The organism is Candidatus Tachikawaea gelatinosa (assembly GCF_000828815.1).
GTDB classification, from domain to species: Bacteria; Pseudomonadota; Gammaproteobacteria; order Enterobacterales; family Enterobacteriaceae; genus Tachikawaea; species Tachikawaea gelatinosa.
Genome location: NZ_AP014521.1, coordinates 653,084 through 666,268, shown reverse-complemented (window position 1 = coordinate 666,268; position 13,185 = coordinate 653,084). Strand labels below are relative to the sequence as shown.

General features: G+C 23.0%; 14 protein-coding genes. 9 read left to right on the top strand and 5 right to left on the bottom strand.

The window, feature by feature from the left end; genetic code table 11:
- Nucleotides 1–79: 79 nt before the first annotated feature.
- Nucleotides 80–1,438: a lysine-sensitive aspartokinase 3 gene (lysC, locus tag TGUWTKB_RS03120; RefSeq protein WP_041063435.1), complete on the bottom strand. Its 1,359-nt coding sequence runs from the start codon at nt 1,436–1,438 to the stop codon at nt 80–82.
- 212 nt (nt 1,439–1,650) lie between these two features.
- Between lysC and pgi the strand changes: the two genes are divergently transcribed.
- Nucleotides 1,651–3,285 (top strand): glucose-6-phosphate isomerase, encoded by a 1,635-nt coding sequence (gene pgi / locus TGUWTKB_RS03115; protein WP_041063433.1) that lies wholly within the window; start codon nt 1,651–1,653, stop codon nt 3,283–3,285.
- 53 nt (nt 3,286–3,338) lie between these two features.
- Here pgi and TGUWTKB_RS03110 read toward each other — a convergent pair whose 3' ends face one another.
- Nucleotides 3,339–3,968, bottom strand: coding sequence for a Fe-Mn family superoxide dismutase (locus TGUWTKB_RS03110; protein WP_041063432.1), 630 nt, complete (start codon nt 3,966–3,968; stop codon nt 3,339–3,341).
- Between the two features lie 281 nt (nt 3,969–4,249).
- Here TGUWTKB_RS03110 and rplY point away from each other — a divergent pair, with 281 nt between their 5' ends.
- From rplY to hemW, 8 genes are all read left to right on the top strand, one after another.
- Entirely contained in the window at nt 4,250–4,537 is a 288-nt protein-coding gene (gene rplY / locus TGUWTKB_RS03105; protein ID WP_041063430.1) for a 50S ribosomal protein L25, read from the top strand.
- Nucleotides 4,538–4,701: 164 nt separating this feature from the next.
- Nucleotides 4,702–5,652: a glutathione synthase gene (gene gshB, locus TGUWTKB_RS03100; RefSeq protein ID WP_041063428.1), complete on the top strand. Its 951-nt coding sequence runs from the start codon at nt 4,702–4,704 to the stop codon at nt 5,650–5,652.
- A gap of 75 nt (nt 5,653–5,727) precedes the next feature.
- A complete protein-coding gene (locus TGUWTKB_RS03095; protein WP_041063427.1) occupies nt 5,728–6,297 on the top strand; it encodes a YqgE/AlgH family protein in 570 nt (189 codons plus the stop codon).
- Nucleotides 6,297–6,731, top strand: coding sequence for a Holliday junction resolvase RuvX (ruvX, locus tag TGUWTKB_RS03090; RefSeq protein WP_041063426.1), 435 nt, complete (start codon nt 6,297–6,299; stop codon nt 6,729–6,731). The genes TGUWTKB_RS03095 and ruvX overlap by 1 nt, the downstream gene beginning before the upstream one ends.
- 110 nt (nt 6,732–6,841) lie before the next feature.
- On the top strand, nt 6,842–7,537 hold the full coding sequence (locus TGUWTKB_RS03085) for a YggS family pyridoxal phosphate-dependent enzyme (RefSeq protein WP_041063424.1): 696 nt from the start codon (nt 6,842–6,844) through the stop codon (nt 7,535–7,537).
- 312 nt (nt 7,538–7,849) lie between these two features.
- Entirely contained in the window at nt 7,850–8,101 is a 252-nt protein-coding gene (locus TGUWTKB_RS03425) for a YggT family protein (RefSeq protein WP_232501625.1), read from the top strand.
- A gap of 29 nt (nt 8,102–8,130) precedes the next feature.
- Nucleotides 8,131–8,442, top strand: coding sequence for a radical SAM protein (locus tag TGUWTKB_RS03440; protein ID WP_320408541.1), 312 nt, complete (start codon nt 8,131–8,133; stop codon nt 8,440–8,442).
- Nucleotides 8,328–9,278, top strand: coding sequence for a radical SAM family heme chaperone HemW (gene hemW, locus TGUWTKB_RS03075; protein WP_320408545.1), 951 nt, complete (start codon nt 8,328–8,330; stop codon nt 9,276–9,278). The genes TGUWTKB_RS03440 and hemW overlap by 115 nt, the downstream gene beginning before the upstream one ends.
- Before the next feature lie 768 nt (nt 9,279–10,046).
- Here hemW and adk read toward each other — a convergent pair.
- From adk to TGUWTKB_RS03060, 3 genes are all read right to left on the bottom strand, one after another.
- Nucleotides 10,047–10,694 (bottom strand): adenylate kinase, encoded by a 648-nt coding sequence (adk, locus tag TGUWTKB_RS03070; RefSeq protein WP_041063420.1) that lies wholly within the window; start codon nt 10,692–10,694, stop codon nt 10,047–10,049.
- Between the two features lie 56 nt (nt 10,695–10,750).
- The gene (gene htpG / locus TGUWTKB_RS03065) at nt 10,751–12,625 is read right to left on the bottom strand and encodes a molecular chaperone HtpG (RefSeq protein WP_041063418.1); all 1,875 of its coding nucleotides are present in this window, start codon (nt 12,623–12,625) and stop codon (nt 10,751–10,753) included.
- A gap of 127 nt (nt 12,626–12,752) precedes the next feature.
- Nucleotides 12,753–13,088 (bottom strand): YbaB/EbfC family nucleoid-associated protein, encoded by a 336-nt coding sequence (locus tag TGUWTKB_RS03060; protein ID WP_041063416.1) that lies wholly within the window; start codon nt 13,086–13,088, stop codon nt 12,753–12,755.
- Nucleotides 13,089–13,185: the final 97 nt, after the last annotated feature.

Sequence of the window (13,185 nt, the reverse complement as noted above, 5' to 3'; positions counted from 1 at the left end):
TATGATAAAATTTATATTAAAAAAAGCAGACGATTTTTTTGAGAATGTTTATTCGCCTGCAGCTTTTTTTGTGCTAAAATTATTCAAATAAATTTTTATGTAGTATTTTTATAATTTTTTCTTCATCTTTTTTAGAGATCAAAAAACAAATATTATGATTACTCGCACCATAACAAATTAATCTCAAATGATAATCTTCTAAAATCCCAAACACTTCCTTTCCAATACCATAAGATTTTGATAGATTATTACCTATTAATGTAATTAACGATAAATTTTTTTCTATTTTTAAATGACAAATTTTTGATAAATCTTTTAATAAATATTTATTTAATAAATTTGTCTCTTCAAAAAGAGTGTTTTGAATATCTAGAGTTAAGGCTATACTTACTTCAGATGTAGTAATTAAATCTACAGATATTTTGTATTGTTTTAATATATTAAAAACTTTAGCTAAAAATCCACATGTATGCAACATTTTTACACTATGTAAAGTTAATAATATTTGATTACATCTTAAAACAATTGCTCGGAATAAAGGTGGGTTATCACTATATTGACGTATGATAGTTCCTCCTTTTTTTGGTTTTTTACTAGATCCTACAAAAACAGGAATATTATTACGAATAGCAGGTAAAAGAGTCGCAGGATGAAGTATTTTTGCTCCAAAAATAGCCATTTCTGCAGCTTCTTCAAAAGTTATTTCTTTAATTTTTTTTGCTTTATGCACAATTTTTGGATCAGTTGTATAAATACCTGGAACATCGGTCCAAATGTCAATTCTTTTTGCTAATAATGCTTCTCCTAAGAGAGAAGCTGTATAATCGCTTCCTCCTCTTCCTAATAAAGTAGTCTTTCCATTTTTTTCGCTTCCAATAAAACCTTGTGTGATAACTAATTTGTTTTTTATTATAGGTGTTAGAAATTTTTGTGCATTTTTAAAAATTAATTGACAATCCGGTTCAGCTTGTCCAAAATTATCATTAGTTTTTAGAACTTTTCGTATATCAAACCACTCTGCATGTATTTGACGTTCATGTAAAATTTCTATAAAAATATGAGTGGATAATAGTTCACCATATGCAATAAGTTCGTCTTTTAAAAAAGACGTTTTTGAGATTTTTTTATTATTTGATAGATCTATGATATTTTTTAATATACTATTTACTTTTTGATATATTTTTTCTTTGTTTTTTAATTGATTAATAATAGAGTATTGAATATAACGAATTTTTTCTATTAATAATGAACGTTGATTTATTTTTTTTTCATTAGAAAGATTAATTAAAAGATTTGTCACACCTGCAGAAGCAGAAAGAATAACTAAGCGAATATTTTTATTTGCATTTATAATATCAATGCTACAGTTCATACTATGAAAATCAGCTACACTAGTACCACCAAATTTAGCTACAATTAAAGATAAATTTTTTGACATATGTTACCTCGTATTTTAATTGATATAAAATATATATATATTGTAAAATGCTTTATTTTATAAATTTTAATGAGATTTTATTCAGTTTTTATATAAAAAAAACTATGATATTTTTTATAACATTGAATTTTAAATTAAATCATACATACAATCATAAAAAAACTTTCATATACAAATAAAAATTTTTATGTTTTATATAAAACGGTATTTATATGAACAATATTAATCCTACAAAAACAAAAGCTTGGCAAGAATTAAAAAAACATTTTAAAATAATAAAAAAAATGCATTTGATTGATTTATTTAAAAATGATCCAAAACGTTTTAAAAATTTTTCTATATGTATTAATAATAAAATGTTAGTAGATTATTCTAAAAATTTTATTACTCAAGAAACAATGAATATTTTAAAAAAATTAGCTATAGAAGTAAATTTAGAAAAATCTATCCAGAAAATGTTTGCTGGAGAAAAAATTAATGAAACAGAAAATCGCCCTGTATTGCATACAGCATTAAGAAACAATAATAATAAATCAATTATTGTTGACGGCGAAGATATTATGAAAAAAGTTAAAGAAAATTTAAAGAAAATGGATTGTTTCTCTAAAAAAATTATTAATGGTACGTGGGTTGGGTATACTAATAAAAAAATTACTGATGTTGTTAATATAGGAATTGGTGGTTCTGATCTTGGCCCTTTAATGGTTACTGAATCTTTACGTCCATATAAAAATCATATTAATATGCATTTCGTTTCTAATATAGATGGAACTCATATTCTTGAAACATTAAAAAAATTAAATCCGGAAACAGTATTATTTCTAATTACATCTAAAACATTTACTACATTAGAAACTATGACTAATGCAGAAAGTGCAAAAAGTTGGTTTTTAAAATATGCTAAAGAAAAAAAGTATATATTACAACACTTTATAGGAATTTCTACAAATATTAAAGAAGCAATTAAATTTGGAATTAATAAAGAAAATATATTTGAATTTTGGGATTGGGTAGGTGGACGTTATTCTTTATGGTCTTCAATTGGTTTATCTATTAGTTTATCTATTGGATTTAAAAATTTTAAAAGATTATTAAATGGTGCTTATCATATTGATCAACATTTTTTAACATCTCCAATTGAAAAAAATATACCAGTAATATTAGGACTTATTGGAATTTGGTATAATAATTTTTTTAAGGCAGAAACTGAAGCGATCTTACCGTATGATCAATATATGCATCGATTTCCTGCTTATTGTCAACAAAGTTTTATGGAATCAAATGGAAAAAATGTTGATCGCAATGGTAATTCAGTGAATTATCAAACGGGTCATATTATTTGGGGAGAACCAGGTACTAATGGTCAACATTCCTTTTATCAATTACTGCATCAAGGGACAAAAATGGTTCCATGTGATTTTATTGCTCCAGTAAAAACACATAATCCTCTTTCAGATCATCACACAAAACTTATTTCAAATTTTTTTGCACAGACTGAAGCATTAGCTTTTGGTAGTTCACTAAATATTACAGAAGAAAAAGAATATGTTCAAAAACAAAAAGAAAATTTATACAAAAAATTTCCAGGTAATCAACCTACAAACTCTATTTTAATTAAAAAAATTAATCCTTTTAATTTAGGTATGTTAATTGCTATTTATGAACATAAAATTTTTACCCAGGGAATTATTTTAAATATTTTCAGTTTTGATCAATGGGGTGTTGAATTAGGAAAAAAATTAGCTAATATTATTCTTCCTGAGTTAAAAAATAACTTAATGATTAATTTTCATGATAGTTCTACTAATGGATTAATTAATCAATATAAGAACTGGTTAAAAGACTAAAAAAGCAGTAAGAATTAATTCTTACTGCTTTTTTTTAACGATCTATTTTATGACTAAACTAGTTTTTCATTATGAAAAAATCGAGATTCAACTTCTTGCCAGTTGATAATTTTCCAAAAAGCTTTAATATAATCGGATTTTTTATTTTGATATTTTAAATAATAAGCATGTTCCCACAAATCTAAACCAAACACAGGATAACTGTCGTTTACTCCTGTTATTTCTTTTCCCATTAAAGGATTATCTTGATTAGCAGTAGACACTACCTCTAGTATATTATCTTTTTTAACTAGCCAAACCCAACCTGAACCAAATCGATCTAAGGCTACTTTTTCAAAAACATTAAAAAAATTTGTTAGAGTTTTAAATTGATTTTCAATAATTTTTTTAAAGGTAGTTGTGATTTTTGTGTTTGGTTTTAATATTTTCCAAAATAAAGTGTGGTTTGCATGACCACCAGCATTATTTCTAAGTTTGTTTCTTATACTTTCTGGCTTTTCTTGTAACGTTTTAATTAACTCATTAATTGATATTTTTTCTAGATGATTTTTTTTAATAATCTCATTTGTATTATCAATATATGCTTGATGATGTTTTGTATGATGAATTTTCATTGTTTTTTCATCAAAGTATGGCTCTAATGCATTATAATGATATGATAAAGCTGGTAGTGAATATGTCATTTATTTTTCCTTTTATTGCAAAACGAAAAAATTATACATAAAATTTTAACTATTAATAATATTTAATTGCATATATCCATTTTTTTAAATTTTATTGTGTTTGTTAATTAACAAGTATCATAATTATTAGCCTAATAGAAATGCAATAAATTGTATATTTTTACTAAATTTTTAATAAAAAGTATATTTGAAATTATAATTTTTAAAAAATCAATAAAAATTTTATAAATAAATATTTTATTTGTTATACTAATAAAACACATAAAAATAGAGACTTTAAAATGATTACTATAAAAGCAATAGAACGTAACTTATATGGGAAAAGCGCTAGCCGTCGTTTAAGAATTAATAATCAATTTCCAGGAATTATTTACGGTAATGATAAAAAAAATATTGGGATAATAGTCGATCAAAAATTTTTTATGAATATACAAAATAAATCTACAATGTATAAAAATTTTATAAAAATTATTCTTAGTGATGAAAAAACTATCGTAGTAAAAATAAAATCTGTACAATATCATCCTTATAAACCAAAACTACAACATATTGACTTCATTAGAACATAAATTTAAATGCTATATTTTAACTAATTTTATAAATTTTTATTATTATTTACTTATATTATATTAATATATATTTTATTTATTAATAAAATATAAATTAAAAAAATATATAAAAATTATGTAACTTTTAAAAAATTTTTTATAAAAAAAGGTTTGTTTATAAAAACATGATTAAATTAGGCATTATAATGGATCCTATCCAATCCATTAATATAAAAAAAGATACTAGTTTTGCTATTTTATTAGAAGCTAAAAAACGAAATTTTAAAATTTATTATATGGAAATTAATGATTTATTTCTTTATGATGGAGTGCCATTTGCAAAAACACGTTTATTAAATGTATATAAAGATTATAAAAAATGGTACAAATTAGATAAAGTTATGGAAATAAAATTATCTGAACTTAACGTCATTTTAATGCGTAAAGATCCTCCTGTAAATGAGAATTTCATTTATGCTACATATATTTTAGAAACAGCTGAACGCTTTGGGACAAAAGTAATAAATAATCCTAAAAGTTTACGTGATTGTAATGAGAAATTTTATCCAGCAACTTTTTTTTCAAAATTTTTACCTGAAACTTTAATTACTACTAATAAAGAAAAAATATATGATTTTTGGAAAAAAAATAAAAACATCATACTTAAACCATTAAATGGAATGGGAGGTAAATCTATTTTTCATATACAATCAGATATTTCTAATTTATCAGTAATTATTGAACATCTTACTGATTATGAAAGCCAATACTGTATGGTTCAACAATATATACCTGAAATAAAAACAGAAGGCGATAAAAGAATATTAATGATTGATGGAGAACCTATACCTTACTGTTTAGCTAGAATTCCAAAAAAAGGAGAAAGTAGAGGAAATTTAATGGCTGGCGGTCAAGCCAAAGGACTAAAACTAGGTAAAACAGAAATTAAAATAGCTAAAAAAATTGGACCTTTTTTAAAAGAAAAAGGATTAATTTTTGTAGGATTAGATATTATTGGTAACAAATTAACTGAAATAAATATTACGAGTCCAACATGTGTTTGTGAAATTGAAAATATTTTTTCTTTTTCAGTTACTAATATATTAATGAATAAAATTGAAAACTTATTAAAATAATTTTCATATTTTTTCAATGAATTATTTTAATTTTTAATTAATTAAACTATTAATCTATATATATTTAAAACTTAAATGAATTTACAACATCATTTTTTAATCGCAATGCCATCTTTACAAGATCCTTTCTTTAAAAAATCAGTTATTTATATTTGTGAACATAATAATAAAGGAGCAATGGGATTAGTTATTAATAAAACTTTAACAAACATCACTATTGAAGGTATTTTAAATAAACTTAATATAGTACCTAATAATTCTGATTTTTCAAAAACTATACTAAATAAACCAGTTTTTACTGGTGGACCTATAGCAGAAGATCATGGATTTATAGTGCATTCTAATCAAAAAATTTATAGTTCTAGTATTCGTATATCTGATAATACTATGATTACTACTTCACGTGATATTATTGAAGTAATTGGTACTAAAGAACAACCAGAAAATATGTTAATTGCGTTAGGATATTGTGCTTGGGAAAAAAATCAGCTAGAAAATGAATTATTAGAAAATATTTGGCTATTAATACCTGCTAATGATTCTCTTTTATTTCATACTCCTATTTCTGAAAGATGGAAAAAAGCTGCTAAAAACATTGGTATTGATGATATGATTAATATAAATAATCAAATAGGTCACTCTTAATGTTAAATAAAACTTTTTTTTGTTTTGATTTCGGTACAAAAAATATTGGGGTAGCAATAGGTCAAAACATAATCTGCATTGCTAACCCTCTTACAACTATTCAATCAAAAAAAAAAAATCACATAAACTGGATAAAAATACAGCATCTTTTAAAAATATGGCAACCAAATCATATAATAATTGGTTATCCTATGAATATGGATGGAACAGATCAAAGACTAACTGATTGTGTAAAAATTTTTGCTAAAACCTTCAATGAAAAATTTAAAATTCCTGTAGAGTTTTATGATGAAAGATTAAGTACTGTTGAAGCTAAATCAAAGTTATTTAAAAAAGGAGGATACCGAGCTCTTAAAAAAAAATATATAAATTCATTATCAGCTGTCGTTATATTACAAAGTTGGTTTGAAGACGTTTATAAAAAAAATAAATAACTAAAAAATTTTTTATATTTTTTTTATATCGTTATTTTCATATAATAATATATGAAAAATTATTAAACATATATTACTTTAATGCTCTGTTATTACTTACTTTAAATATTATGATCTCTATTCAAAAAAACTTACAAACTATTCGTAAAACAATTATAAATATATCTAAATACTATCACCGTGATTATAAAAAAATTAAACTTGTTGCTGTTAGTAAAACAAAAAATATTTTCGATATTCAAAATGCGATAAATAATAAACAATATTTATTTGGAGAAAATTATGTACAAGAAGCAATAAAAAAAATTGAAATAATCAAAAAAACTAATAAAAATTGTGAATGGCATTTTATTGGGAGTATACAAAAAAACAAAATTAAATTAATTGCAAAATATTTCGATTGGTGCCATACAGTTAACAAAATAAATACAGCTGAGTTATTAAATAAACATAGGTCTAATATTTCATTTTCACCGATAAATGTTCTTATTCAAGTGAACATTAGTGAAGAAAAAACTAAATTTGGTATTAAAAAAGAAGAAATATTTTATTTAGCTAAAGCTATCAAAAAATTACCACAATTATGTTTACGTGGTTTAATGGCTATACCAGCAAAAAATGAAAATTACGAAGATCAATGCTTATTATATCAAACACTTAATATATATTTTTTAAAATTAAAAAAGATATATAATACTGTTGATACTTTATCATTAGGAATGAGTAAAGACATAAATTTAGCTATTAAATATGGCAGCACCTTATTAAGGATAGGTACTTCTATTTTTGGAAGCCGTAATAATTAAAAAGAATTAAGGATTATTATGTTAACATTAACTTTTTTCATTAAAATAATTTTTGATTCATATATAACAGTTTTATTATTAAGGCTTTGGATGGAATGTTCACGTTGTGACTTTCACAATTCATTATCGCAGTTAGTAATAAAAACGACTGAATTATTTAATATTCGTTTTATTCCATCTATTAAACGTATTAATTTCAGCATATTATTTTTTTCTATATTTTTCTCTGTTATAAAATATTTTTTTTTAAATTTTATCCAATTTAAAATTTTTCTAATTAATTATTTTGTTTTTCTTATTAGCATTGTTTCTTTGTTACAGCTTTTAATAAATCTTGTCTCATGGATAATAATTATTCGTTCAATTAGAAGTTGGGCCATTATAAATTATACTGATGCAGATATTGTTTTTTTTCAATTAACAGAACCTTTAATGATCAGAATACGTCATTATATTCCTATAATTGGAGGGATAGATTTTTCAGGAATGATTGCGATACTTTTACTGTATATTTTTAACTGCATTTTAAAAGATCTTTTCCCAAGTTTTAATTTTTATTTATAATAAAATTTTTAAAAAAATAGGAATCTACTTTGAATAATAATTTTATCAAAATTGGTTTATATATTCATATTCCGTGGTGTATTAAAAAATGTCCCTATTGTGATTTTAATTCATATAAACAAACAAAAGAACATGATATTAATATAGAAAAATCATATATAAAACATCTATTAACTGATTTACAAAATAACCTTTACTTAATTAAAGATAGAAAAATTAATACAATATTTATTGGAGGAGGAACACCAAGTTTGTTTCATCCAAATTCTATAAAATTTTTGATATATGCTATAAAAAAAAAATTGAAATTACTACTGACGTGGAAATTACAATTGAAGTAAACCCAGGTACTGTTTGTTTAAGCACTTTTCAGGCTTATCAAGAAATTGGTATTAACAGAATTTCTATTGGTGCACAAAGTTTTAACAAAAATCAACTAAAAAGTATAGGAAGAATACATGATAATGTTGATATAGAAAAATCTATCGTTTTTTTAAAAAAAATAAATTTTCTAAATTTTAACATTGATTTGATGTATGGATTACCGAATCAAACTTTACAGGATTCTTTAAATGATTTAATTAAAGCTGTTCAATTAAAACCTACACATATCTCATGGTATCAATTAACGGTTGAAAAAAATACTCAATTTTATTCTTTTACTCCTACACTTCCTAGTGAAGATAATATATGGAAAATTTTTAAAAAAGGACATAATTTTTTAATCTCTCAAAAATATTTACAATATGAAATATCTAGTTATGCAGCAGTCAATCATTTCTGTAAACATAATATGAATTATTGGAATTTTGGTGATTATTTAGGTATTGGATGTGGTTCACATAGTAAAATAACTAACAATAACAAATCTATCATTCGGATAATTAAAACGAGCTCTCCAAAAAAATTTATGGAAGGAACTTACATATTTAAAACTTATAAAGTTAAAAATAAAGATAAACCATTTGAGTTTTTTTTAAATCGTTTTCGTTTATTAAAAGATATTCCACGTGAAACATTCGAAATTTATACTGGATTAAAAGAAAACTATATAAGATTGCAAATAAATCAAGCAATTGATAACAAATATATTAAAGAATCTAAAAAAAATTGGATATTAACAAGAAAAGGTAAACGATATCTAAATAATTTATTAGAGATATTTATAGATATTTAAAAAACATAAATTTTTTATAAAAAATGTAATGATATATTTCAGTTATTAGATAAGATTTCTGCTCTTAAATTGTAGGAACATTTTTTGATTAGTTATTTAAAGTTTTTTTGAAAAATATCTATGTACATGATCATATGCTATTACTTATTATAAATAATATTGCGGATACATGCTTTTCTAATTATAAAAAAACATTAGTTTTTATACTCACCATTAAAATTTTATGCTTATTTTCTAATTAAATTGAAAAATCTTATAAATTTAATATTATCTTAACAATTTTTTATAGATCTTACTTTTTTTTAAAATTTAAAAAAAAAAATTTTAGATCATATGTGAATATTCTGTAAAAAATTTTTTTTAAATTTTTCAGTTCATAGCTATAAACTGAAAAATTTAAAAATATACAAATAAATAACTAGTTTAATAAACTAATATTTTGATAATAAAAATATTTACATTATATATACAATTTTTTTTTATACATAAAAACTAAAAAAAATTTTTAAAAAAAATTAAATTAAATTTAAAATTATATTAGATATTCAAAAAATTTTATGTTGATTTTTTTTAAAATTTTAATAAATACTTTAAATAACAGCGATACTTTTTTATCAAAAAAAAAGCATATAAATTAAAAATCTTGTATAAAATAATAAAATTAATACATAAAGTATAACGAATATATAATTAAAAGTTTTAATAAAATTATTGATTTTTTTTTAAAAATAAAAACATTCAATTTTTATGAAAAACAAAATTATTAAATCATACATTGAAAATTTTTAATAAACGTTGACGAATTTCATAAACATTTTTATTCATGTTAATTATATGATATTGTATTCCACTTAATTTAACTTCTTGTTTATAAAAGTTAATAAGAGGTATAGTTAATTTATTATATTGTTGTAAACGTTTCTTTAATATATGTTCTTGATCATCTAATCTAATAGTTAATTTTTCTCCTGTAATATCATCTTTTTCAGAATTTTTAGGTGGACAAAAATTAATATGATAAATTCGACCAGACGGTTCATGAATTCGACGTCCTGTAACACGTTTAATAATAGACGGAACATCAAGACTAAACTCTAATACAAAATCAATTTTAATTTTTTCCTGTTTCATATAAATAGCTTGATTAATTGTTCGAGGAAATCCATCCAGTAAAAAGCCATTTTTACAATCTTTTTTTTTTAAACGTGCACTTATTAAATTAATTATTATTTTATCGTTAACTAATTCTCCTTTTTTAATTACATTTTTTAAATGATTGCTTTCACTAGATTCTTTTTTTAAAAACTTACGTAAAATATCTCCACTAGAAATTTGAGGAATATGATATTTATTTGTAATAAAGTTAGCTTGTGTACCTTTCCCTGTACCAGGAGCTCCTAATAGGATAATACGCATAATTTTTTTTAAAAAACTTATATGAAAAAGAAATATTAATTCACATTTAATTTATTTTAAGGAAATAATAAACGATTAACTCGATTAATAAATTTATTAGTATCTTCTAAAGTACCTTTTTCAGCTAATAATGCTTCTTCAAATAATAGTTCTATCCAGTCTTTTAAAATAACTTTGTCTGATACTTTAATAATGTGTTTTATTAAGATATGTTGAGGATTAATATTAAAAATATATTTGATATCTGGCACTGCTTGCCCAGCTGCTTTAAAAAGTTTAGCCATCTGAGTACTCATTTCTTCAGTATCTGTCGTTAAAATAGATGGAGTTTTAGTTAAAGCATACGTTAATTTTACTTTTTTTACGCGATTTTTTAGCTGTTTTTCTATAATTTGTAAAAATGGTGCAAATTCTTTTTCTTGATTTTTTTTATTATCTTGTAAATTTTCTTTGTCAATTTTTTCTAGATCTTTGTCGATTTTGCTCACAGATTTAAAAGATTTATTTTCAAAATCTGTAAAATAACTAATCATCCATTCGTCAATACGGTCAGATAATAATAATACCTCAATATTTTTTTGTTTAAACTGTTCTAAATGAGGACTATTTTTAGCAGATATATAATTATCAGCAGTAATATAATAAATATTTTTTTGATCTTTTTTTGTTCTACTAATGTAATCTGCTAAAGATACGTTTTGTTCAGGATTATTTTGATACGTTGAAGAAAATCTTAATAAATTCATAAATTCTTTTTTATTTATATGTTCTTCTGCAGCTCCTTCTTTAAATACTAATCCAAAAGTATTCCAAAATTTTTGATATTTCTCATTATCATCTTTAGATAATTTTTCAAGAATATGTAAAATACGTTTTGTGATCGCAAGTTTTAAATTACTAATTAAGTGATTTTCTTGTAAAATTTCACGGGAAATATTTAATGGTAAATCATTTGAATCTACAATACCTTTTACGAAACGTAAATAGTTCGGTAAAAGTTGTTCGGTATCGTCCATAATAAAAACGCGTTGTATATATAATTTTAAACCATGTTTATTATCGCGATGAAACAAATCCCATGGAGTATTAGAAGGAATATATAGTAAAACAATATATTCTTGTTTTCCTTCAACATGGTTATGTGTCCAAATTATTGGTTCAACAGAATCATTAGTAATACTTGTATAAAAATCTTTATATTCTTTTATGCTAATTTCTGATTTTTTTCGTGTCCATATTGCTTGAGCTTTATTCACTTGTTCCCATTTAAATAGCTTTGTTTTTTCATCTTCCATTTCCATTTTTACAGGTAAAGAAATATGGTCAGAATATTTACTAATAATACTTTTCAATCGCCAAACATCAAGAAACTCTTTTTCTGATTTTTTAATATGCAAAACAATTTCAGTACCTCGTTTTTTCTTTTCTTTTTGTGTAAGAGTATATTCTCCTTCTCCTGTAGATTGCCATAAAACTGATTCATCAGCCGAAACATTTGCTGCACGAGTATGCAAAGAAACTTTATCAGATACAATAAACGCTGAATAAAAACCTACACCAAACTTTCCAATAAGCTGTGCATTTTTGTTTTCGCTTTCAGTTTTTAAAGATTCCAAAAAATTTTTTGTACCTGATTTAGCAATAGTTCCAAGGTTTTCAATTACTTCTTTTTTTTTCATGCCAATGCCATTATCGCTAATCTTAATTAAGCAATTTTTTTTATCTAACGATATTTTTACACATAAATCAGTATCATTTTCATATAGCGATGGATTAGAAAGAGCTAAAAATCTTAATTTATCAGCTGCGTCCGAAGCATTAGAGATAAGTTCTCGTAAAAAAATTTCTTTATTAGAATATAAAGAATGAATCATCAGTTTTAGTAGTTGTTTTACTTCTGATTGAAAATTATATGTTTCTTTTTGGGTCATAGAATTTTATATCCTAAATATTTATTTTCAAATTCCAGAAAGAAATGGGGACTGAAATAAAAAATTCAAGAGAATATCTTTTTTTATTAAAAATAAATTTTTGTTATTATACATATATAAGATTTTTTTAAAATGGCATGTTAAATCCTGAAGGTAAATTTAAATTAGAAGAGACAGATGACATTTTTTCTTTTTGAACTTCTTCAATTCGTCTTGCGGCATCATTAAAAGCTGCAGCGATTAAGTCTTCTAAAATTTCTTTATCAGAATTGTTTTTTAACAAATCAGAATCAATTTGAACATTTTGGCAATTATAAGCACCATTAAGAGTAACTTTTACTAAACCTGCACCAGATTCTCCAGTTACTTTCAATAAATTAATTTCTTCTTGTATTTTAGACATCTTATCTTGCATTTGTTGAGCTTGTTTTACTAAATTGTTTATTCCACCTTTGTTAAACATATTTTTCTCGCTTATTTTAATAATTATATTTTACTAGATAATAATCAATAAAAATATTTTTTAATAAATTTGTAGCATGGTAATCTTAAAGAAAAAA